Source organism: Roseixanthobacter liquoris (assembly GCF_043195135.2).
Lineage (GTDB): Bacteria > Pseudomonadota > Alphaproteobacteria > Rhizobiales > Xanthobacteraceae > NCEH01.
The window spans coordinates 255,001-278,475 of the sequence record NZ_CM195537.1 but is presented as its reverse complement, the minus strand read 5'-3'; the positions used below and the strand labels follow the sequence as shown (position 1 = coordinate 278,475).

18 protein-coding genes (1 of these 18 only partly in view) are annotated in these 23,475 nt (G+C 64.6%); 9 read left to right on the top strand and 9 right to left on the bottom strand.

The features are described 5' to 3' along the window. The first annotated feature begins 67 nt into the window (after positions 1-67). The 8 genes from V5F84_RS01255 to V5F84_RS01220 all read left to right on the top strand — a co-directional run bounded on the left by V5F84_RS01255 (position 68) and on the right by V5F84_RS01220 (position 11,724). On the top strand, positions 68-1,081 hold the full coding sequence (locus tag V5F84_RS01255; protein WP_394045403.1) for an NAD-dependent epimerase/dehydratase family protein: 1,014 nt from the start codon (positions 68-70) through the stop codon (positions 1,079-1,081). After that, positions 1,078-2,895, top strand: coding sequence for a thiamine pyrophosphate-binding protein (locus V5F84_RS01250; RefSeq protein ID WP_394045405.1), 1,818 nt, complete (start codon positions 1,078-1,080; stop codon positions 2,893-2,895). Before V5F84_RS01255 ends, V5F84_RS01250 begins: the two co-directional genes overlap by 4 nt. After that, complete coding sequence (locus V5F84_RS01245) at positions 2,892-3,329, top strand: GtrA family protein (RefSeq protein WP_509277144.1); 438 nt, start codon at positions 2,892-2,894, stop codon at positions 3,327-3,329. Before V5F84_RS01250 ends, V5F84_RS01245 begins: the two co-directional genes overlap by 4 nt. A 312-nt stretch (positions 3,330-3,641) precedes the next feature. Then, positions 3,642-4,589, top strand: a complete 948-nt coding sequence (locus V5F84_RS01240) for a glycosyltransferase family 2 protein (protein WP_394045409.1) — start codon at positions 3,642-3,644, stop codon at positions 4,587-4,589. A 33-nt stretch (positions 4,590-4,622) separates the two neighbouring features. Then, positions 4,623-5,960, top strand: a complete 1,338-nt coding sequence (locus tag V5F84_RS01235; protein ID WP_394045411.1) for a hypothetical protein — start codon at positions 4,623-4,625, stop codon at positions 5,958-5,960. Next, positions 5,957-6,805, top strand: coding sequence for a hypothetical protein (locus tag V5F84_RS01230; protein WP_509277143.1), 849 nt, complete (start codon positions 5,957-5,959; stop codon positions 6,803-6,805). Before V5F84_RS01235 ends, V5F84_RS01230 begins: the two co-directional genes overlap by 4 nt. 598 nt (positions 6,806-7,403) lie before the next feature. Continuing rightward, the gene (locus V5F84_RS01225; protein ID WP_394045439.1) at positions 7,404-9,923 is read left to right on the top strand and encodes a glycosyltransferase family 2 protein; all 2,520 of its coding nucleotides are present in this window, start codon (positions 7,404-7,406) and stop codon (positions 9,921-9,923) included. A gap of 142 nt (positions 9,924-10,065) precedes the next feature. After that, entirely contained in the window at positions 10,066-11,724 is a 1,659-nt protein-coding gene (locus tag V5F84_RS01220) for a hypothetical protein (protein WP_394045415.1), read from the top strand. 80 nt (positions 11,725-11,804) lie between these two features. Here the strand turns inward: V5F84_RS01220 and V5F84_RS01215 are convergent, their stop codons facing one another. From V5F84_RS01215 to V5F84_RS01205, 3 genes are all read right to left on the bottom strand, one after another. Continuing rightward, positions 11,805-15,050: an efflux RND transporter permease subunit gene (locus tag V5F84_RS01215; protein ID WP_394045417.1), complete on the bottom strand. Its 3,246-nt coding sequence runs from the start codon at positions 15,048-15,050 to the stop codon at positions 11,805-11,807. A gap of 126 nt (positions 15,051-15,176) precedes the next feature. Next, entirely contained in the window at positions 15,177-16,403 is a 1,227-nt protein-coding gene (locus V5F84_RS01210; protein ID WP_394045419.1) for an efflux RND transporter periplasmic adaptor subunit, read from the bottom strand. Positions 16,404-16,420: 17 nt separating this feature from the next. After that, on the bottom strand, positions 16,421-17,263 hold the full coding sequence (locus V5F84_RS01205) for an alpha/beta hydrolase (protein WP_394045421.1): 843 nt from the start codon (positions 17,261-17,263) through the stop codon (positions 16,421-16,423). 161 nt (positions 17,264-17,424) lie between these two features. Here V5F84_RS01205 and V5F84_RS01200 point away from each other — a divergent pair, with 161 nt between their 5' ends. Next, positions 17,425-18,351 (top strand): LysR family transcriptional regulator, encoded by a 927-nt coding sequence (locus V5F84_RS01200; RefSeq protein WP_394045423.1) that lies wholly within the window; start codon positions 17,425-17,427, stop codon positions 18,349-18,351. On the opposite strand, the gene V5F84_RS01195 is transcribed toward V5F84_RS01200, so the two are convergent. The 6 genes in view from V5F84_RS01195 to bioB are tightly spaced (at most 11 nt apart) and all read right to left on the bottom strand, a layout consistent with a single transcriptional unit that may run on beyond the window. After that, on the bottom strand, positions 18,352-18,699 hold the full coding sequence (locus V5F84_RS01195; protein ID WP_394045425.1) for a cupin domain-containing protein: 348 nt from the start codon (positions 18,697-18,699) through the stop codon (positions 18,352-18,354). 11 nt (positions 18,700-18,710) lie between these two features. Next, positions 18,711-19,700: a beta-ketoacyl-ACP synthase III gene (locus V5F84_RS01190; RefSeq protein ID WP_394045427.1), complete on the bottom strand. Its 990-nt coding sequence runs from the start codon at positions 19,698-19,700 to the stop codon at positions 18,711-18,713. Next, complete coding sequence (locus V5F84_RS01185) at positions 19,697-20,962, bottom strand: adenosylmethionine--8-amino-7-oxononanoate transaminase (protein ID WP_394045429.1); 1,266 nt, start codon at positions 20,960-20,962, stop codon at positions 19,697-19,699. The genes V5F84_RS01190 and V5F84_RS01185 overlap by 4 nt, the downstream gene beginning before the upstream one ends. Continuing rightward, positions 20,962-21,609 carry a dethiobiotin synthase gene (gene bioD / locus V5F84_RS01180; protein WP_394045431.1) on the bottom strand — a complete coding sequence of 216 codons (648 nt, stop codon included), beginning with the start codon at positions 21,607-21,609 and terminating at the stop codon, positions 20,962-20,964. The genes V5F84_RS01185 and bioD overlap by 1 nt, the downstream gene beginning before the upstream one ends. Beyond that, positions 21,606-22,745: an 8-amino-7-oxononanoate synthase gene (locus V5F84_RS01175; RefSeq protein WP_394045433.1), complete on the bottom strand. Its 1,140-nt coding sequence runs from the start codon at positions 22,743-22,745 to the stop codon at positions 21,606-21,608. Before V5F84_RS01175 ends, bioD begins: the two co-directional genes overlap by 4 nt. Beyond that, on the bottom strand, positions 22,742-23,475 hold the 3' portion of the coding sequence (bioB, locus tag V5F84_RS01170; protein ID WP_394045435.1) for a biotin synthase BioB. It continues 280 nt past the right edge of the window; the window shows 734 of its 1,014 coding nt (coding positions 281-1,014); its start codon lies off the right edge, out of view; it ends in the stop codon at positions 22,742-22,744. Before bioB ends, V5F84_RS01175 begins: the two co-directional genes overlap by 4 nt.

Below are 23,475 nucleotides of genomic sequence, written 5' to 3'. Positions count from 1 at the left end.
GACTCCGCGGCGATCGTTGTGACAGCAGGGGGCATCCGCAGTGACGCGCTGGTCTATCGAAGACGACTTGGCCGATGTTTTCCGGCACACCGCGGGGGTGTGGGCGCAGATGCGCGGGGCGCGGATCTTCGTGACCGGGGGCACCGGCTTCGTTGGCTGCTGGTTGTTGGAAAGCCTTCGGTATGCCGAGACGCGCCAGCCCCTCGACATCGAAGTGACCGTTCTGACGCGAAATGTGGATGCCTTCGCAGCGAAGGCCCCGCACCTCGCCTCGTTTCGCGCGTTCAAGTTCGTCACGGGCGATGTCCGCGATTTCACGCACAAGGCCGCCGGCTTCACGCATCTGATCCATGCCGCAACCGACGCCAGCGCCGATCTCAATGAGCACAACCCGCTGAAAATGTTCGACACCGTCCTGACCGGGACGCGCACCGCGCTCAATTTCGCGGTTGAGAACAAGATTCCCCGGGTTCTCTATCTCAGTTCCGGCGCGGTCTACGGCCAGCAGCCATGGGAGATGGAACACGTCGCCGAAACCTGGCGCGGCGCTCCCGATTGCACGCAGGCCCGCAATGCCTATGCGGAGGGCAAGCGCGCGGCCGAAATGTTGTGTGCGATCTATCGCGCCCAGTTCGGGCTCTCGATCACCACCGCACGGATTTTCGCCCTGTTGGGCCCGTATATATCGCTGGACATTCATTTCGCCGCGGGCAATTTCATCCGCGATGCGATGGCCGGGAAGCCGGTGATCGTGAACGGAAACGGGATGCCGGTCCGCTCCTATATGTATGCCGGCGATCTGACGACCTGGCTGTGGCATCTGCTCGCCCGGGGCGAGGATGGCGCGGCCTATAATGTCGGCTCCGACCAGGGCATATCGATCCGCGACCTCGCGCAGATTGTTTCGCGCACGGTCGGGAACGGCGAATTCACCGTGCTTGGCGCGGTCGAGACAGGCTGGAATCCCGGCCGATATGTTCCGGAAACCAAGCGCGCCGCGACCAAACTTGAATTGTTCACGACGGTGCCCCTAGAAGACGCGATACGTCGCACAGCAATGTGGAATGGATGGAAGCAATGACCAAGGTCAAGCTTTCGAACTGGGTCGCGCAGCGGCTTGTCGAGTTCGGGGTGAAGCATGTGTTCATGGTGACCGGAGGCGGCGCCATGCATCTCAATCACGCGTTCGGCACGCACCCCGATCTGGAATGCGTTTTCAATCACCACGAGCAGGCCTGTGCGATCGCGGCGGAATCCTATTATCGCGTGAACAACAAGCTGGCCGTTGCCAATGTCACGTCCGGCCCCGGCGGAACGAATGCCATCACCGGCGTCCATGGCGCATTCGCCGATTCGATCGCGATGCTGGTCATCTCCGGCCAGGTGAAGATGGAGACGACGGTCCGCTCCACCGGCATGCCCCTGCGCCAGTATGGCGACCAGGAACTGGATATTGAGGAGCTGGTTCGTCCGGTCACGAAATATGTCCAGATGGTCACCGACCCGCGGTCGATCCGCTATCATCTGGAAAAGGCGGTCTATCTCGCCGTCTCCGGCCGGCCCGGCCCCTGCTGGCTCGACATTCCGCTCAATGTGCAGGCCTCGCTGATCGATCCCGACGACCTGGCGGGCTTCGACCCCGCCGAGCTGGGGGCGTCCTGGAGCCAGGATTTCGAGCTCGAGGACACCTGCCGCCAGATTTTGGCGCGGATCGCCGCGGCCAAGCGCCCGGTGATCTACGCCGGGAACGGCGTTCATTTGAGCGGCCAGCACGCGGCGTTCCTGCGCCTGATCGACAAGCTCAAGATCCCCGTGGTGACGGGGTTCAGCGCCCATGACCTGTTGTGGGAGACCCACCCGCTGAACGGCGGGCGGCCCGGCACCATCGGCGATCGCCCGGGAAATTTCGTGGCGCAGAATTCGGATTGCCTGCTCATCCTCGGAACGCGCCTGAACATTCGCCAGATCAGCTACAATTGGCAGTCCTTTGCCCGCGAGGCGTTCAAGATCTGGGTCGATATCGACCCGCTGGAAATGGACCGCCCCAATATCAAGGCGGATATGCCGGTGGTGGCCGACCTCGCGGTGCTTCTGCCGGCGCTTGCCGATGCAGACTATGCGGGGCCAACGGCCGAGCACGCGCAATGGCTGGACTGGGCGCAGGAGCGCCGCCGTCGTTTTTCCGTCGTGCAGCCGGAATATTGGAGCAATCGGGTCGTCAATTCCTATTGCTTCATGGACCGCCTGTTCGAATATCTACCCTCGGACGCGCTCGTCGTCGCCGCGAATGCGACGGCGTGCATCGTCAGCTTCCAGGCCGGAAAGCTGAAGCAGGGCCAGCGCTTGTGGTCGAATTCCGGAAGCGCAATGATGGGCTATGACCTGCCGGCCGCGATCGGTGCCTGCAAGGCAAATGGCGACAAGGAAGTCATCTGCCTGGCGGGTGACGGCTCCATCATGATGAACCTGCAGGAATTGCAGACGATCATCGGAAACCGGCTGCCGATCAAGATATTCCTGCTGAACAACAGCGGATATGTTTCGATCTTCCAGTCGCAGCGCAATTTCTTTGCTGGCGTCGAAGTGGGTGGCGGACCCAAAAGCGGCGTGACCTTTCCGGATTTCAAGCGGCTCGCCGAAGCGTTCGGCTTCCCGTTTCTGCGCATTTCCTCGCATGGCGAGCTCAACGTCGTCATCCAGCAGGCCCTGGCGATCGAAGGGCCGGCGATCTGCGAGGTGATGCTCGACGAAGCCGTGGCGTTCGCCCCGAAGCTCGGGGCCAAGCAGCATCCGGACGGACGCATCACGTCGCCGGCGTTGGAGGATCTTTCGCCCTTCCTCAGCCGCGAAGAGCTGCGGGAAAACATGATCATCGACTTGATAGATGATCAATGATGAATATCGCCATCCCCCAGCGTCTGCGCGGACTTCTGATCGAGCATGAAACGAAAATTCGTTTCCTGTTCGCCGGAGGGCTCAATACTGCGTTCGGGCTGGCGATATTCCCGGCTCTCATATGGGCGCTTGGCGATTCCTCTCACTACATGATCGCTCTGGTTGTGGCGCAGATCTTATCGATCTCATTCGCCTACATGACGAATAAGATTTTTGTGTTTCGCACCAAGGGAAATGTGCTGCGGGAGTTTGGGCGATTCATTGGTTATCACGCGATTTCGTTCTGGGTTATTCTGGGGGTGTTTCCCATTCTTGTGGAGATCGGAAAAATTCCCCCGATTTACGCCCAGGCCGGTTTGATTTTGGGGATGATCGCGACGAGTTATCTTTGGCATAGCCGAATCAGTTTTCGATTGAGGAAGCTCGACCATTGACCCAGCTCTTCGACCTTCCCTCTTTCGGTACTCCGGCAGGCGGTGCGCCGCGCGGCTGTGCCTATGCTCGCTCGCGGGCATGCGCGCCGCGGTCAAACGCCCCGGGTCTCTCCCCACGCTGCGCGGCCTCGGGGGCCGAAAAGTCGCTGAACAGGTAACGATGATGTATTGTTTTTCCATAGGACTCCTGTCCCAACCGGCGCGGCGGGTGGTGAGATCCGGAGCGGAGGCCCGTGGCGCTTCCGCGGATCTGGCCGCTGTGTGCGGGGCCGGGGACAGGGCAGCGGTTGCCGCGTCAGGGCGGAGTTTGTGATGTCAGGCAAGCCACTTATCAGCATTGTAACGCCTTGTTACAATGAAGAGGAAAATATTAAAGAGCTGTATCGGCGCATTAAGGCGGCGATCGTTGAGCTGGAAAGTCGTTATGACTTCGAGATTATCGTCATTGATAATCACTCCACCGATTCGACGGAAGCAAAGCTGAGAGAGATCGCGGCGCAGGACAAGACCTTCAAGGTCATTCTGAACGCCCGGAATTTCGGACATATCCGTTCGCCTTATTATGGTGTGCTCCAGTCGCGCGGCGTGGCAACGGTCTACCTGGCGTCCGATTTGCAAGATCCTCCCGAGATGATCCCGGAATTTATTCGGCATTGGGAGCTCGGATTCAAGCTGGTTCTGGCGGTAAAGCCTTCGTCTGAGGGAAATTCGGCCTTTCACTGGCTGCGGCGCAGTTATTATCAATTGCTGGACAGCATGTCCGAAGTCGCCATCGTCAAGGATGCCACCGGCTTTGGGCTTTTTGACCGGGTGGTGCTTGACCATATCCGGCAGATTGATGACCCATATCCCTTCTTCCGCGGCTTGCTGGCTGAGCTTGGCTATCCCGTCAAGACGATTACGTTTGTCCAACCCCGCCGCATGCGCGGCATCTCGAAGAATAACATCTACACGCTATATGACATGGCGTGGCTCGGGATGGTCGGGCACTCCAAAGTTCCCCTACGGATCGCGGCATTTGTGGGCTTCGTCATCGGCGGATTGAGTCTTTTTGCAGCTTTCGCGTATCTCGTGATGAAGCTTATTTTCTGGAATTCTTTTCCTCTTGGCATCGCCCCGCTCGTTATTGGCGGTTTCTTCTTGTTCGGGGTGCAACTTATTTTTATCAGCATCCTGGGGGAGTATACGGGCACGATCCTCACCTATGTGCAGAGGCGGCCGATTGTGGTAGAGATGAAGAGAATAAATTTCGATGATTAATTAAAGTTATTTTCCGCATTTTTGGAGATATTTATGTTTCAGCTCCGGCGAAAAGATGAGGCAGGGCCTAAAGGATATTTCGCCGTTGGGCTTGCCGTGGTGCAGATTCTGGGCGTTATCGGTATCGTTCATTTTTTTCTGGTAAATCATTATCTGCCCGCGCCGTTTCCTCTGGATAAGGGCGACACGTTTATGGATTTGTTCCATAGCGTGTTTTGGGCAAGTGATCCCGGACGTTATACGGAGTGGGAATCGGTTTACCCGCCCCTCGTCTTTGTCATACTGAATGGGGTCAGCTCATTTTTTCTCGGGAATGCGACCTTTCCGGATGCCTTTTCTCTCCGCGCAGCGGGCACCGGTATTTCGATTGCGTTTATTGTTGCTTCTGTGCTTTGCACGCAGTTTATTTTTGCGTCAAATCTATATCGCGACAAGTCGCTGCTGGAAAAGTGGTGCTATTTTTTGTTCTTCTTGGGGTCCATGCCATTTTTGTTCGCGCTGGAGCGCGGGAATTTGGTTATCTTTCTTCCACCCCTGCTGGCTTGGGCCCTCTTGAGCCGGGGGTGGGGCAGAGTTTTCGCCATTGCGCTCATGATTAATATCAAGCCTTATTGCGCTCTCCTGCTTTTTGCAGATTTGATCCAGGCGCGCCCCATCTGGTTTATTCGGACCGTCGCGGTCTCGGGCATCATCTTTTTGGTGACCGGCATGGTGTGCGACGCCAGCTTCATCCTGTTCATTCCGGGGTTGCTTGGCTTTTCTTCCGCCGACTTCATCTTTACACCCAGTGCCGTGCTGAGCATGAATGCGTCCCTGACGGGCTTTTCCTATGCCCTGGACTGGGACGTGGCCGGGAATCTCGGATCGCCACTGCGTCAGGAATGGCAGACCCTTTTGAGCATGGGCTTGAGGGTCGGCACCCTGGCGCTCGTGCTCGCCGCCATTATCGGCGTCGTGCGCACGGGGCGCCGTCTGAGCCAGGAGCAGACCCTTGCTGTCCTGGTTGTCATAATTCTCAATACAAGTTTTAGTTTTGGCGGATACACCTTCGTCTTGTATGCGGCGATCTTTCCAATTCTGGCAACGATGCGCCATGGCCGGCTGCTGTGTGGGCTGGTAATTCTGATCTTTCTTCCGCTCGACCTGATCTCGCTCCAGAAGATTCCCTTTGGCCTGCAAGATGTCTTTTTGTCGGGCCGGATCGTCCCGGTGACGCTCACCGTCGGCCTTGGTGTATATGTGCGTCCGATTGCGGACGCACTCATTCTATTAACGTTGGTGATGGAATGCTGGGGGCGGAAATGGGCCCTCCCATGGCAGACCCAACCCAAGCTCAAGATGCCGGCAAACGGATTGCGAGAGGCAAGATGATGACCAGGTTTGCCCACGTGGCTCGGAAAATCGGCATATTTGCTCTCGTGGCCATGGGTCTTGGGGCCCTCTCGGGCGTGGCAATCCAGAAGCTGTTTTTCCGCAAGGTTTCTGCCGTCGTTTCCGTCGAGATCGCTCAGATTAAGCCGGCGCAAGGGGCCAATGTGTCCAGCTGCGAGCTGCGGCCGATCGATTCCGGAACCGAAATCATCACGCAGATGGAATCGGTCGATTTCGCGCAGCAAATCGCCAGCCGGACGGGAGATCCTAGCCTGGCCTCCACCTTGCCCGCCTTGCGGTTTGGCGGCGATGGCGACCTGCGCGTCCGGGAGCGTACGCGCGAAAGCCTGTTTCAGATCCGCGCCAAGGCGGAAACGCCGCAGATAGCGCTTGCGGCCGTCAGAACCGCGGCACAGCTTCTGATTGAAGATCACGATCGCAAGCTTCAGGAAACGCGCCAGATTTTGCGCGACGCCGAGGATCGGGCGCAGGCCGACTATCAGGAATCTGCGAAGCTCTACAATCAAGTGAACGAGCGCCTGTCCGAAAGCATCAATTCCGCCGAGCCCGGGGATCTCGCGAAAACATCCATGCTGGAAATGTTGCGCCGCGATTTGGTGGTCAACATGACCAAGGCAAAGCAGGCGTATGAGGACGCGCGGATCGAGTTTCGGCGGTCCGAATTGAAGCCGACGCGGCTGTTGACAGCGCCTCAGGTCGAATTCTCCATGCTGGGATCTCCCCTGCGCATGGCCGGCGTTGGTGCGCTCGTGGGCCTGCTCGTCACGGTCATCTATGCAACGATGATCGGGGCGTCGGTGCGCGATGATGGTGCCGAGGCCTAAGCGGCGGCGTGCGAAGCCCCCGCTGCGGTCAAAGCGGCATTGAGGGCGCCCCTGCACGCGCCCTCGTTTCCACGCGAGTGCTTCCGCAAAGAGACGGCCGCCCGAAGGCCAAATGGCGCGCGGCGCTGAGGGGCCCTGTCAGGGATAGCTGCCGCCGGCGCGCACGATAAGTCATGCAGCCACGGCTGCGCGCGGCATGGGAGCACGCTTCGCTCGCCCGCGTGATCGCCCGCATCGGGCGATCGTCCGAACGCGACCGGAAGCCCGACGCGGGACGCAAGCGGCAAGGTTGTGCCAACGTCACCCCGCCCCAGGTCTGCGAATTGGTCCGGGGCAAGGCCCGTCCGGCACATTTGCTTGCGATCCGGCGAGCCGCCAGGGTATCATTCCCCGTTATATGGTCGTTCGCAGCGTCAGACGCGACGGTGTCCATATAATCAAATTACAACGCTATGTTTGTAAGGTAAGGGGATAGGCTTCTTCGTATGAGATGTACGCGCCATTCTTGAGGGTGCTACCCACACTCTAAGCTTGGCCGGCGGTGTTGGTGGATAAGCCGGCTCGCAATCTCTCGAGGCCGCTGGGAGCGAACGTGTTGATGGAGATGGACGGGGCCCATGTGGCGGAACTGGCGGCGCTTCGGGCGACGTTGGACAAGGAGATCGCCCGTGCCGAAGAGCGGATTCGCCAGCAGGAGACCGAACTTGGAAATCTGAGTCTTCGCCTAGAAGCGGCGCTGTCGCGCGCCGAGGTGGAGCGCCGCAGGCGGCATAATATTTCCGAGCTGGTCCGGGCCTTGCCGGTGTCGGCGCGTCGCGGCGTGCGGGGCGTGCGGGGACGGCTGATCCGCCGTTTCGGTTCGGGAGAACTGGAGGCCAATTGCCGGCTGCTCCTGGATTCCGGCCTCTTTGATCGGCAGTTCTACCTGGACCAGTATCGCCAGCCGGATTCCGTCGGCGTCGAGCCGGTGGTGGATTATCTGCTGCGCGGCGGTTTCGAAGGCTGCTGGCCGAATCCCGTTTTCGATTCCGATTTCTATCTGGCGACCTATCCGGACGTCGGTGGCGCCGCGCTGAACCCGCTGTGGCACTATATCCTTTATGGCGAGGCCGAGGGCCGCATTCCGAGCGCCACCTTCAGCCCCATCGCCTATCGCGACGAGCATCCCGAGCTGGAGCCCTGGCAATCGCCGCTCGCCGACTATCTGTCGAAGCAGGCGCCGGACCGGCGGCGCGGCAGCGGCCTGAAAGCGGCCCCGTCCGCCCTCTGGCGCACATGGCTGCGCTGGCTGCGGGCCTATCGCTACCGGAAAATGGCGAAGACCACGGTGCCGGCGTTCCGGGCCGGGCTTCTGGGTCATCAGGCGCGCAATATCGCGTTCCGTCCGGGTCGCAAGGGGCGGATGGACGCCTCGCTCCCGGCGGTGCGCACCGGCACCTATGAATGGCGCGGCCAATCCCCCGGCTACACCTATATCGCCCCGCGCTGCCCGACCGATCTGGACGAGCGCATCGCGCGCTTCCGCGCGACGCCGCGCTTTTCCATCATCGTGCCGCTGTATAATACCCCCCTCGACGTGCTGCGCCGCATGGTGGCCTCGGTCGACGCCCAATGGTATCCGCACTGGGAATTGATCCTGGTGGACGACCGGAGCCCCCGGGACGAGGTGCGCCAGGCTCTGGCGCAGCTCAAGGATCCGCGCGTCATCGTCAAGAACCTGACGGACAATCAGGGCATTTCCGGCGCCACCAACGAAGCCATCGCCTTGGCGGGGGGGGAGTTCCTGGTCTTTCTCGACCATGACGACGAACTGACCGAGGATTGCCTCTACGAGCTCGCGGCCTGCATCGATCGGGAGGATCCCGACTTCATCTATAGCGATGAAGACAAGATCGCGACCAACGGCACCTTCGTGGAGCCCTTCTTCAAGCCGGACTGGTCGCCCGACACGCTCATGAGCCTGATGTATACGTGCCATGTGAGTTGCGTGCGCCGCAGCCTGGCCCAGAAGGTCGGGCCGCTGCGGTCGGAATATGACGGCTCGCAGGATTGGGATTTCGTGCTCCGCCTCACCGAGGCCACCCGCAAGATCTCCCATATCCCGAAGGTCCTGTACCATTGGCGCATCATGCCCGGCTCGGCGGCGGCGGAGTTCGACGCCAAGCCGGAGGCGCTCACCGCCGCCGTGCGGCTGCGCCTGGAAGCCATGCAGCGTCGCGGGGTGACCGGAACGTGCGAGCCGGTGGAAGGCCTGAAGGCCTATATGCGGGTGCGGTACGACGTGATCGAGGCGCCGCGCGTCTCGATCATCATCCCGTCCAAGAACAATTGGGCGGTGCTCCGCCAATGCCTGCGGTCGATCCAGGAAAAGAGCACCTATCGCAATTTCGAGCTCATCGTCGTTGATAACGGCTCGAGCGAAACGGAAACCCTCGCCTATCTGGACAGCCTGGCCGGGGAAGAGGGCGTGCACGTGGTGCGCCACGATTTTCCATTCAATTTCTCCGCGCTGTGCAATGTCGGAGTGCGTGCCGCCTCGGGCGAGGTCCTGCTGTTCCTCAACGACGATACCGAGGTGATCACGCCCGACTGGCTCGATCGCATGATCGGCTATGCCCAGCAGAGCCATATCGGCGCCGTGGGCGCCAAGCTGCTATATCCCAAGTCGCACCGGGTTCAGCATGCGGGCGTGGTGTATATCGCCGATGGTCCGAGCCACGCCTTCCTCGGCGCCAATGCCAAGGACCCCTGCTATTACGCGCGCAACATGCTCGATTCGAACTGGCTGGCGGTCACCGGAGCGTGCCTCATGGTGGAGCGCAGCAAGTTCGAAACCGTCGGCGGCTTCGATGAATCCTTCCCGGTTGCCTATAATGACGTGGACCTGTGCTTCCGCCTCGTGGAGGCGGGCCTGTTCAATGTGGTGTGCCCGGCGGCGGAACTGCTGCATTACGAATCCATGAGCCGGGGCATCGATCACGTTAGCGCGGAAAAAATGGCGCGCCTGCGCGCCGACAAGCGCCGGCTGGATGTGGCCCATCCACTTTTCTTCATGCGCGATCCCTTCTTCTCCCCTAATTTGCACCCGAACGACCTGACATTCCGCGTTCCTTCCTGAGGGCGGGATGCGTAATGTCGTTTGCACGCAAGCGATGGCATCCATCCGTGCTTGATCGGGTTGCATCGTCGCTATGGAAGCGTGTGCTGGCGGAAGCGGCCTTGCGCCACCGTGCGGGAGGAAGGGCGAAAGGGGTCCGGTTTTGACACTGAACGCGGCTTCAGAGGCGGCAGATATCGTCTGGTTCGATGTCTGCAAGACCTTATTCATCCGCCCATTGGTGGAGCCGGAACATCTTTTCGACCTTGTCGGCGCGAGCGTCGGCATGCCCGATTTCCGGTCCCGGCGCATTGCGGCGGAAGCCCTGGCGCGCCAGCAGGCCGAGGGCGACCAGCCTTTCACCCTGGACCTGATCTACGCGAACCTGGAGGCGAGCCCGACCGAACGCAATCTGGCCAAGCGCACCGAATACCGGTTCGAGCTGGCCTTGTGGCTTCCCAATCCGCGCATGGAAGCCACGTTCCGGGAGGTCGCCGAGGGCGGGCGCGCGGCCCTTGCGGGCTCCACCCACCTGCCCGCCGCGTTTTTCGAGGAATTGCTCGCGCAGCATGCCTTGCCCCGGGTGCCGCTCTTCCTGTCGCATGACCGAACCGGCTCGCCCGACGCGGCGGCGCTGGTGATGCGCATGGCGCATGAGCTCGATGTGGCGCCAGACCGGATTCTTCCCCTCGCCGACGAGCTCGCACAGGACATCCCGCCGGATCCGGAGCCTCTGCCCCCCCACACCGAGGGGGTCGCTTCGGTGGCGTTTGGGCTGAAGCGCCTGGTCGGCCGTTTGCCCGAAGGGTCCTGCGAGACGCTCGGCTTCCGCGTCGCCGGCCCGGTCTTGACGGGATTCCAGCATTGGCTGGATCAGCAGGCCCGGCGCGACGACATCGACCTGCTGCTGTTCTGCCCGGGGATGGGCACGGCCCTTGAGCGGCTCGCGCAGCATCCCGATGCGCCGCAATTGCCGCGTCACGCTTATTTCGGCATCGGCCCCACCGTCATCATGCTGGCCGGCACCCACGACCGCAATTTCGATACGCGGATCGACATGCTTCTGGCCGGCGCGCACGGCCTGCGGACCTTCGAAGTCCTGCAACACCTGGATGTTCCCGCGCCCGCCAGCTTCGTGCTGGCCGACATCGGGCTCGGAGACGATGTGATCATCGATTCGACGACCGAACCGCTGGTCCGGCGCTTCCTCGGGGCCTACCGCTGGGAGATCCTCAAGGTGGCGCGCCGCAATCGCCGCGGCTTGTTCCGGAACCTGCTGGATTACGGGCTCGCGCCCAAGATGCGCGTCGCGCTGGTGGATATTGGGTGGGACGGCTCCCTCCTCGAATCCTTCGTCCAGGCCCTGGAACATATGTTCGACGTGGAGATCTTCGGCTATTCCCTGTGCCTGCTCGACACCCCGGAGAGTCGCCGGCGCCAGGGCCGCTTCAACCTGAAGGGGCTTTTCTCCCGGGCGACGCTGCCTGCGGAACGGCTCGCGGCCATCGGCGCCAATCGCGCGGCGATCGAGCTGCTGTTCACGCCGCCGCATCGAGACATCATCGGCCTCGATGATCTGCCGGGCGCCGTCATGCCCATCGAGAGCGAGCTTGGCCCGTCGCCGCAACGGCTGGCCGCGGTCTCGGGCGAGGTGACGGACGGGATTGCGGCGTTCGCGGCGCCGTTCAACACCTTCTGCGCGCGGGCCCGATTCCAGCCGGAGCCGATGGCGGTCTGCCAGCCGTTCCTGGCGATCGCGGCCGATGCGCAGGCCGTCGCCGGGCCGGTCGCGGCGGCGCTTGAGGTTCCGGCCCCGGTCTGAGCGATCTTCGATCCTGACCCTGCAAATGAAGAAGCCGCCCGGACGGGGCGGCTTCTTTTTGCGTCGTGGCGGGCGCCGCTTCAGGACGCGTGCGAGGGCGCGGGGGCGCCGTGCCCGTCCGTGCCGTGCCCGCCGGGGCCGTGGCCACCGGCCGCGGGGTGAAGATCCGGCAGGGCCTCGCCGTGCTGCACCAGCGGGCGGTTGCCCGCCAGCAGACGCAGCAGCACATAGAACACCGGGGTGAGGAAGATGCCGAACACGGTCACCCCGATCATGCCGGCGAACACCGCGACGCCCATGGCGTGGCGCATTTCCGCACCCGCCCCGGTGGAGGTGACCAGCGGCACCACGCCCATGATGAAGGCCAGCGAGGTCATGAGGATCGGCCGCAGCCGCAGCCGGCTTGCCTCGATGGCGGCCTCGATCGGCTTTCGCCCCTGGAACTCCAGCTCGCGGGCGAATTCCACGATCAGGATCGCGTTTTTCGCCGACAGGCCCACCAGCACGATCAGGCCGATCTGGGTGAACACATTGTTGTCGCCGGCGCTTAGCCACACCCCGGCCATGGCCGCGAGCAGGCCCATGGGCACGATCATGATGATCGCCAGCGGCAAGGTGAGGCTCTCATATTGCGCCGCGAGCACCAGGAACACGAGGAAGATCGAGAGCGGGAACACCCAGATCGCCGAATTCCCCGCCAGGATGTCCTGATAGGTCAATTCGGTCCATTCGAAGCCGAAGCCCTTGGGCAGGGTTTCGGCCGCCACCCGCTCGATGGCCGCCTGCGCCTCGCCGGAGGAGAAGCCGGGCGCCGGGCCGCCGTTCACATCCGCCGAAAGGAAGCCGTTATAGCGCATGGCCCGCTCCGGTCCCGCCGCCGAGCGCACCTTCAGCAAGGCTGAGAGCGGCACCATCTCGCCGGTCTTGGAGCGCACCTTGAGCTGGCCCACATCCTCCGGCCGGGCGCGGAACGGCGCATCGGCCTGGACGCGCACCGTGTAGGTGCGGCCGAACTTGTTGAAATCGTTCACATAGGACGAGCCGAGATAGATCTGCATGGTGTTGAACACGTCCGTCACCGCGACGCCGAGCTGGCGCGCCTTGGTGCGGTCGATGTCGGCATAGAGCTGGGGCACATTCACCTGATAGGAGGAGAACAGGCCCGCCAGCTCCGGCTGCTGCATGGCCTTGGCCATGAACGCCTTGGTGGCTTCGTCCAGCGCCTCATAGCCGAAGCCGGCGCGATCCTCCAATTGCAGCTTGAAGCCGCCGATGGTGCCAAGCCCCTGCACCGGCGGGGGCGGGAACATGGCGATGATGGCTTCGCTGATGGAGGCGAACTTCTGGTTCAGCTGCATGGCGATGGCCCCGCCATTCAACTCCGGCGTCTTGCGCTCCTCGAACGCCTTCAGCCCGACGAACACGATGCCGGAATTGGAGGAATTGGTGAAGCCGTTGATCGACAGGCCGGGGAAGGCGATGGCCGATTCGACGCCCGGCTGCTGGAGCGCGATGTCGCTCATGCGGCGGATCACCTCCTCCGTGCGGTCGAGCGTGGCGCCGTCCGGCAATTGGGCGAAGCCGACCAGATACTGCTTGTCCTGCGCCGGCACGAAGCCGCCCGGCACCGCGCGGAACAGCACGACGGTGCAGGCGACCAGCACCAGATAGAAGCCGACCATGATGCCCTTGCGGGAGATCGCGCCCTTCACCCCATTGCCATAGGCCAGGGAGCCGCGGGCAAAGACCGCGTTGAAGCCGCGGAACAGCCAGCCGAGCGAGCGGTCCATGATGCGGGTCAGGCGATCCTTCGGCGCATCGTGGCCGCGCAGAAGCAGGGCCGCCAGGGCGGGCGAAAGAGTCAGCGAATTCACCGCCGAAATCACGGTGGAAATCGCGATCGTCAGGGCGAACTGCTTGTAGAATTGACCCGACAAGCCGGTGATGAAGGCGAGCGGCACGAACACCGCGATCAGCACGAGGGCGATCGCGATGATGGGTCCCGACACTTCCTTCATGGCGCGGTAGGTGGCTTCGCGCGGGGCGAGGCCCTGCTCGATGTTGCGCTCCACATTTTCCACCACGACGATGGCGTCGTCGACCACGATGCCGATGGCCAGCACCAGGCCGAACAGGGTCAAGGCATTGATGGAGAAGCCGAAAACATACATCACGCCGAACGTGCCGACGATCGAGACCGGCACCGCCAGAAGCGGGATGATGGAGGCGCGCCAGGTCTGGAGGAACAGGATCACCACCAGCACCACCAGCAGCACCGCTTCAAGCAGGGTGTGGATGACGGCGTCGATGGAGGCGCGCACGAATTGGGTGGTGTCGTAAACGATGGAATAATCCACCCCGTCGGGCATGTTCTCCTTGATTTCGGCCATGACTCGGCGAACTTCGTCGGCGATGCGGATGGCGTTCGAGCCGGGGGCCTGGAACACCGGCACCGCGACGGCCGACTTGTTGTTCAGCAGCGAGCGCAGCGCATAATCGGCGGCCCCGAGCTCAATGCGGGCGATGTCGCGCAGGCGCACCACTTCGCCATTGTCGCCGCTCTTCACGACGATGTCGCCGAACTCCTCCTCCGTTTGCAGGCGGCCCTGGGCGTTGACGGAGAGCTGCAGGTCGAGCCCGTCCACGCCGGGGGAGGCGCCCACCGTGCCGGCCGCGGCCTGCACGTTCTGGGCCTGGATCTCAGCCACCACGTCGCTGGCGGAAAGCCCGTGCTCGGCCACCTTCTGGGGGTCCAGCCACACGCGCATGGAATAATCGCCCGAGCCGAACAATTGCACGTCGCCGACGCCGGCGATGCGGGCGAGACGGTCCTTCACGTTCAGCACCGCGTAATTGCGCAGGTACGTCATGTCGTAGCGCCCGTTGGGCGACAGCAGATGGACCACCAGCATCAGGTCGGGTGAACTCTTGATGGTGGTGATGCCGAGGCGGCGCACGTCTTCCGGCAGGCGCGGCTCGGCCTGGGAGACCCGGTTCTGCACCAATTGCTGGGCCTTATCCGGATCGGTGCCGAGCTTGAAGGTGACGGTCAGCGTCATCAGGCCGTCGGTGGTGGTCTGGCTGCTCATGTAGAGCATGCCTTCCACGCCGTTGATCTGTTCCTCGATGGGGGTGGACACGGTCTCCGCGATCACCTTCGGGTTCGCGCCGGGGTAGTTTGCCCGCACCACGATCTGCGGCGGCACCACCTCGGGATATTCGGAAATCGGCATCACCCGCAGCGCCAGCAAACCACCGAGGAAGATCAGGACCGAGAGCACGCCCGCGAAGATCGGGCGGTCGATGAAGAATTTGGAGAGATTCATGACATCCTCCCCCGCGGGGGCATAAAAGGTCCGTGCCCCGCGGGCGGATGGCCCGGGAGCGGAGATGACGCGGCTACAGGTGTCGCGGCCCGCCCGAGGGTCATCCCTCGGGGCGGGTCGGAGAAATCAGCGTTGGGCGACTTCGCCCGCGGCGGAGGCCTCGGCGGTCTTGGAGGTTTCCATGGGCACGGTCTGCGGCGCCACGAGCGCGCCGGGGCGCACGCGCTGGAGGCCGTTCACCACCACGCGCTCGCCGGCCGACAGGCCGCTGGTGACGATACGCAGGCCGCCGACCGGCTCGCCCAGGGTGATTTCGCGGTAATTGGCCTTGCCCTCACCATCCACCACCAGGACGAACTTCTTGTTCTGGTCGGTGCCGACGGCGCGCTCGCTGACCAGCAGGGCATCGCCATTGGTGGTGCGGCCCATGCGCAGGCGGGCGAACTGGCCGGGAATGAGGCGGCCGTCGGGATTGTCGAACACGGCGCGCACGCGCACCGTGCCGGTCTTCGCATCCACCTGATTGTCGATGAGCTGGAGATGCCCGCGCACCGGCGTGCCATTGCTGGTCACGGTGAGCATCTCCACCGGAATGCGTTCCAGGGGCAGCTTGTCGGTGCCGTTTTCCGCCGCGAGGCCGGCGAGCGCCCGCAGCACCACTTCCTCGTCCGCATGGAAGCTGGCGTAGATCGGATCGGTCGACACCAGGGTGGTGAGCACCACGGAGCCGGGGCCGGCCGAGATCAGGTTGCCGGCCGTGACTTCCAGCTTGCCGACGCGGCCGGAGACCGGGGCGCGAATCTCGGTGTAGCTGAGGTTCAGCTCGGCCGAGTGGAGCGTCGCCTGGGCGGCGCGCAGATTGGCCTGGGCTTCGCGATGGGCGTTCAGCCGCTCGTCGAGATCGCGCTGGGCGACCGTGCGCGATTCGAACAGGCGCTGGCCGCGCTCCAGGTCCGCCTTGGTCAGAGCGACGCGCGCTTCCGCAGCGGTCACCTGGGCCTGGGTGCGATCCACCTCCGCCTGGTAGGGGGCGGGATCGATGGTGATGAGCAGCGCGCCTTCCTTCACCAGCGCGCCTTCGCGGAAATGCACGGACTGAATGGCGCCGGCGACGCGCGAGCGCAGCTCCACGCGCTCGATGGCTTCGAGCCGGCCGGAGAATTCATCCCACACCGGGGCATCGCGCTTTTCGATCACCGCGACGGAAACCGGCACGCCTGCCGGCGCCTTCGCGGGATCGCTGGCCTGGGCGGCGCCGTGGGGAAGGGCATAGGGAATGACGAGGCCGGCGGACAAGGCGGTCGCGGCGAGGGCGGCGATCACGAGGCGGCGCTTGGTGATGATCCGGGTCATGGGGGCGATCCTGGCGTTCAGATAAGGGCGGGATGGGCCGGAAGGCCGGGCCGCACGGCGGCCCGAAGCTCGGCGAAGAATGCGGAGAAGAGGCCACGCAGGCGCTCGGCCCAGTCGGCCTCGCGCGAGGCGGCTTCGGAAAGGCTGCCGGGCCAGCCGGTGGGGCTGTCGAAGACATGGGTCTGCACGCACACCTGCGCCTTGCGCATCTTGTCGGCGTAACGGACGCTTTCGTCCCGCATGGGGTCGTCCTCGGCCGTCACCACCAGGGCCGGCGCAAGGCCGGAAAGGCGCGAGGCGGAGGCGGGCGCGGCATAGGGATGGGCGGCCTTGTCGGCGGAGCCGAGATATTTCTGCCAGCCGTCCGCCCATTTGCAGCCGACCGGGCCGGCTTCGGCCTCGCGGATCGAGCAGGTGGCGAGCGAGGGGTCGAGCATGGGCGAGATCAGGATCTGCCCGGCGAGCGGCGGGGCCTTCTGGTCGCGCGCCATCAAGGCGACGCCGGCCGCGAGATTGCCTCCGGCTTCCTCACCGGCGATCAGCAGCGGCGCGCGCTTGGTGCTCCATTTGGCGCGCTGGCGGTTGAGGCCGTCCAGAGCGGCGAACGCGATATCCAGCGGATAGGGAAAGGGTTTTTCGCAGGCCAGCGGATAATCCAGCGACACCACGGTTGCGCCCGCCTGCGCCAGAAGGCCCGCGACGGTGCGGCCGGCATCCAGCGTGCCGGTGATGAACGTGCCGCCGTGCAGGTGAAGGATCAGCGGCGCGGCGCGCGAGGCACCCGGCCGGCGCAGCACGCGCACCGGCACGGCATCGCCGCACGACATCACGATTCGATCTTCGCTCCAGGGCAGGGGCATGTCAGGGGTCCGGATTGCCGCGAAATCCGCCGATCGCTCATCGGCGTTTTGCGATGCGTCATGGATATGCCCCTATGTCGCTTGAATAAAGATGCAATCTTTGACTACATTGTTTCCATACGTGAATAATGATCGATATTTCGCAGCTAGGCTCTGTTGATTTGGATCAATTTGCTGCAATGCGGGCGTTCGTTGGCGTGGTGGAGGCGGGGACGTTCACCCGCGCCGCCGATCTTCTGCGCGTGCCGAAGCCCACGCTCACGAAGCAGATTCAGCAGCTCGAAGCCCATCTGCGCACGCGCCTGCTCAACCGCACCACGCGCCGTGTGACCGTGACGCCGGACGGCGCGGCCTATTATGAGCGGGCCGTCACGCTGCTGGCCGACCTCGACGAACTGGACGGGTCGATGACCCAGCAGCAAGGCACGCCGCAAGGGCGGCTACGGGTCGATATCAGCCCCAGCCTTGCCTTGCTGGTTCTCATTCCCTCCTTGCCCGGCTTCCACGCCCGCCATCCCGATATCCAGATCGACCTCGGCGTGACTGACCGGCCGGTGGACCTGCTGAGCGAGAATGTGGATTGCGTGATCCGCGGCGGGGAGATCACCGACCCCTCGCTGGTGGCGCGGCGCATCGGCGAACTCGGCATGATCACCTGCGCGTCGCCGGCCTATCTGGCGCGCTACGGCACGCCCACCCATCCGAGCCAGCTGGAGAGCGATTTTCCGGTGGTGCGCTATTTCAGCGCCCGCACGGGGCGCTTCTTCCCGCTCGAATTCGGGCGCGACGGCCAGATGATGGAAATCGACGGCCGCTATGCGCTGTCGGTGAACGAGGGCAATTCCTATCTCGCCGCCGGCGTCGCCGGCCTCGGCATCATCCAGCCGCCGAGCTTTCTCGCCCATGCGGCCCTGGGGCGCGGCGAGCTGGTGCCGGTGCTGACCGCATGGGGCACGGAGCCGTTTCCGCTCCATGTGGTCTATCCGCCCAACCGTCACCTGAGCGCGCGGCTGCGGGTGTTCGTGGACTGGGTGGCCGAGCTGTTCGCCGCACACGATCTCATCCAGCGCCGCTCCACGTTGCGCTGATCAGGGAGTGCGGATGACCCAGTGCTTGCGCATGGTTTCCAGCACCTCCCAGGTGCCCGAAAATCCCGGCTCCAGCACGAAGGCATCGCCCGGTCCCGCCTCGATGCGGCTGCCGTCGTCGCCGGTCACGATGCAGCGGCCGGAGAGAATGAGGCAATATTCCCATTCCTCATAAGTGACCCGCCATTTTCCCGGGGTCGCCTCCCATTCGCCCGTGCACAGGCGTTCGGCGGGCGCATCATAGGTGATCCAGACCCGGGTTTGCGGCGCGCCGGAAATCAGCACCTCCGCCGCGACCGGGGTCGGATCGGCGGATTGTTCGTCGCACGCGAGTTTGTGCAGATGCATGTGGTCCTCCATTAGAGCCGCAGCACGCAGGCGCCGCCGGTCAGGCCTGCGCCCGCCGCCGTGAGCACCAGCGTTTCCTCGCGCCGGAACGGGCGATCCCGATGCGCGAGCGACAGGGATAGAGGAATAGTCGCGGCGGAGGAATTGCCGTAGCGGGCAATGCTGCGCACCACTTTTTCCGGCGCGATGCCGAGTTGGTGGGCCACCATATCCAGCATGCGCGCATTGGCCTGGTGCGGCGCCAGCCAATCCACCGCGCCCGCATGCAGGGCCGCGGTCTGGAGCGCGGCCTTCGCGGACTCGGTCATCATCCGCACCGCCTGGACGTAAAGCTCGCGTCCGTCGGTGATGGTCATGCGGGTTTCTTCAAACGGCAGGTCCGGCCCGAACGGCCGGCTGCTGCCACCGCCGGGAATGCTGACGAGGTCGTAGCCCGCGCCATCGGAGGCGAGCGAGACGCCGAGGATGCCGCTGTCCGGTTCGCGCGAAGGGGCCAGCACCACCGCCCCCGCCGCGTCGGCGAACAGCACCGAACTGCCGCGCTCGGCGGGATTGATCCGGCGGCTGAGAATGTTCGCCGCCACCACCAGGGCCGCCTTGCGATGCAGCCGCACGAAGCCTTCCGCGAGGACCAGCGCATAGAGAAAGCCGGCGCACGCGCCCGCCAGATCCGCCGCGCCGGAGCGGGTGAGCCCCAGCCGATGCGCCAGCAGAGGCGCCGTCGGCGGCAGCAATTGGTCCGGCGTCGATGTGGCGAGCAGGGTCAGGCCGATCTCCGCGCGCGGAAGATCCGCCTCGGCAAGGGCCATTTCCGCCGCGCCTTGGGCAAGGCCGGAGAGTGTGTCGCCAGGCTCCGCCCAGCGGCGCGCCTCGATGCCGGTGCGCCGGGCGATCCAGCCGGCCTCGAGCCCCAATTGCGCTTCGAGCTCGGCGTTCAGCACCTCGCGCACCGGCGTCGCGTGGCCGAAGCCGACGATGCGGCTGGTGGAAAAGGCGCTCATGACGCGGTTCCGAACAGGTCCGCCGCGGCGCCGATCGCGTCGTACAGCGCGTCCAGCTCCGCGGGCGTGATGCAATAAGGCGGCATCAGATAAAGCACATTGCCGAGCGGGCGCACCAGGAAGCCGCGCTCCAGGAAGAAGGCCCGCAGCTTCGGCCCGACTTCCGCGAGATAGCCGCCTTGCGGCACCTTCAGGTCCAGGGCCGTGATGGTGCCGCAGCGCCGGGGATTTTCGAACCGCGGATCCCCCGCGAACCGCGCGATGCGTTTCGCCTGGAGCGCGCACAGCGCCGCGACCCGTTCCCGCACCGGCTCGTCGCGCCACACCCGCACATTGGCGAGGCCGGCGGCGCAGGCGATGGGGTTCGCCGTATAGGAAGAGGAGTGAAAGAAGGTCTTCGCCCGGTCGGTGGAATAATGGGCCTCGAAGACCTCCGCCGTGGCGAGTGTCGCGGCGAGCGGGATCGCGCCGCCGGTCAGGCCCTTGGAGGTGCACAATATGTCGGGCGCGATGCCGGCCTGTTCGCAGGCGAACAACGTGCCGGTGCGCCCCCAGCCGGTCATCACCTCGTCGGCGATGAACAAGGTGCCGGTCTCTTGCGCGATCCGCTTCAGCTCCGCGAGCACATGCGGCGCATACATGCGCATGCCGCCGGACCCGAGGATCAGCGGCTCGACGATGAGCGCGGCGGCCTTTCCGGTGCGGGCGAAGCCTTGGAACGCGTCGAGCGTCTCCTGTTCGCGGCCCGGGGCGGGGAAGGGGATGGTATCCACCTCGAACAGCAGCGGCTCATAGGCGGCATTGAATACCCCGCGCGCACCCACGCTCATGGTGCCGATGGTATCGCCGTGATAGCTGTCCTCCATCACCACGATGCGGCTGCGCGCCTCGCCGCGATTGCGGAAGGTGCCGAGTGCCATCTTCAGCGCCACTTCCACGGCGGTGGAGCCGGAATCCGAATAGAAGACGTGATCGAGCCCGGCCGGGGTGAGAGCCACCAGCTCGCGCGCGAGCGCCTCGGCCGGTGCGTGGGTGAATCCGGCAAAGATGATCTGGTCCAGCTCCAGCGCCGCCGCGCGGATCGCCTCCATGATGGGCGGGTGGCGATGGCCGTGGGTGATCACCCACCAGGATGAAATGGCGTCGAGGATGCGCTTGCCCTCCGCCGTTTCCAGATAGGCGCCTTGGGTGCGCGCGATCAGCGGCGGGGCCGGCTCGGTCGCATGCTGGGTGAAGGGATGCCAGACGGGAGAAGTGCGCATCAGAAGGGTCCCGCGCCCGCGGGCGCAAAATCGGCCAGGTCGAAGCCGGCGGAGAAGGCGGCGGCCAGCGCATCGGGGGTCAAGGGATCGAGGCGCGGCAGGCGGCCGAGGATCCTCACGCCGGAAAAAGCCGCGATGACGTCCTGGCTGTCACGCATTTCCTCGCCGACGAAGGCGATGCCCAGCACGGGAATGCCGCGGCGCTTCAGGGCTTCCACCGAAAGCAGCGTGTGGTTGATGGTGCCGAGCTGCGTGCGCGCGCACAGCACCACCGGAAAACCCCAGTGGGCGAACTGGTCGATGGTGAGCAGCGTGCGCGTCAGCGGCACCATGAGCCCGCCCGCGCCCTCGATCACCAGCGGGCCTTCGACGGCCGGCGGCACGAGCTTGGCGGGATCGATGGCGACGCCGTCCAGATCCGCCGCCAGATGGGGCGAGGCCGGCGTGTTCAGGCGATAGGCCTCGGGCAGGATACGCGCGGTGGGCAGGCGGGCGAGCCGCTGCACCAGCGCGCTGTCGGTCTCTTCCTCCAGCCCCGATTGCACGGGCTTCCAATAATGCGCGCCGAGCGCGCCCGCGAGGGCGGCGGAAAAGACGGTCTTGCCGATACCCGTATCGGTGCCCGTCACGACCAGGGGGAGACTCATGCCGCAACCTGCTCCAGCGCCTCGGCGATGGCGCCCATGAGACCGCCGATCACGGCCTCGTCCACGTTCAGGGTCAGCGAAATGCGCAGGCGCGCGGTTCCTTCCGGCACGGTGGGTGGGCGGATGGCGCGGCAATCGAAGCCCGCCGCGCGCACATGGGCTGCCACCGCCGCCGCGCGCGCATTGGAACCGAGGATGACCGGAACGATCTGCGAGCCGCTGGCCGGCCAGCCCATCGCGCCGAGCTTTTCGCCCGCGTGTGCCACCACGGCGGACAGGCGGGCGCGCCGCTCCGGCTCGTCCTTCAGGATGCGCAGGCCCTCACGCACCGCCGCCGCCATCAGGGGCGAAGGCGCGGTGGCATAGATGAAGGGACGGGCGCGATTCACCAGGAAGTCGATGAGCGTGGCATGCCCTGTCACGAGCGCGCCCGAGGCGCCGAGCGCCTTGCCGCAGGTGTGCAGGGTGATGAGCGCGTCGCGCCCTTCCAGATGCGCCGCGCGCCCCCGCCCGTCGGGTCCGAACACGCCGGTGGCATGGGCTTCGTCGGCAATCAGGAAGCCGGCGTGCCGCTCGGCGATGGCCATGAGATCGTCCAGCGGGGCGGCGTCCCCATCCATGGAATAGATGGTCTCCACCACGATCCAGGGCGTGCCGCGCCCGCCGCGCGCGCGCCAGGCGGTGATAGCATCCTCCACCGATTGGGCATCGTTATGGCGCGCGGCGACGCTCTCGGCCTTGCCGGTCTTCATGCCCTCGTGGACGCTGGCGTGGATGAGCGCGTCATAGACCACGAGATCGCCGCGCTGGGGCAAAGCGGAGAGCAGGGCGACATTGGCATTGTAGCCGCCGCCGAAGAACAGGGCGCGGCCGGCGCCGAAGAAGGCGGCCGCCTCCGCCTCCAGCGCCTCATGCTCGGGATGATTGCCCCGCAGCAGGCGCGAGCCGGCGGCGCCCACGGGCACGCCGCGGGCGATGGCCGCTTCGACCGCCGCCGCGAGGCGGGGGGAGGCGGCAAGGCCGAGATAATCGTTGGAGGCGAAATCATGTCCCGCCCGGCCTTCCAAGGCCCGCCGCCGGCTCTTGGCCTTGAGGCCGGCGAGGGTGGTCTCGAACCGCGCGAGCCGTCCGCTCATTGGGCGAAGTCCGCCTCCTCGGGCGAAATCCCCAATCGGCGGAACAGGGCCGTGTCGTGATCCTCGCCGGGATTATCGGCGGTGAGGAGGCATTCGCCCACGAAGATGGAATTGGCGCCCGCGAAGAAGCACATGGCCTGCAATTCGTCGCTCATCTCCGTGCGGCCTGCCGACAGGCGCACATGGGAGGTGGGCATCATGATGCGGGCGAGCGCGATGGTGCGCACGAAATCGATGGGGTCCACGGGCGCGGCATTCTCCAGCTTGGAGCCGGGAATGGGGATCAGCATGTTGATCGGCACGCTCTCGGGCGGCACGTCCATGTTGGCGAGGGTCAGCAGCATGTCGATGCGGTCGTCATTGGTCTCGCCCATGCCGAGAATACCGCCGGCGCACACCTTGATGCCCGCGTCGCGCACGTTGGAGAGGGTCTCCAGCCGGTCGGCGAAGGTGCGGGTGGTGATGATCTCCTTATAGAAGCGCTCGGACGTATCGATATTGTGGTTGTAATAATCGAGCCCGGCCTCGGCCAGCTGGGCCGCCTGGGGCGGGGAGAGCATGCCGAGCGTCATGCAGGTTTCCATGCCGAGAGCCTTCACGCCCTCCACCATGGCGATCACCATGTCCATGTCGCGCTCCTTGGGGCTGCGCCAGGCCGCGCCCATGCAATAGCGCGTGGCGCCGCCTTCCTTGGCCTTGCGCGCCTCCGCAAGCACGCGCTCCACCTCCA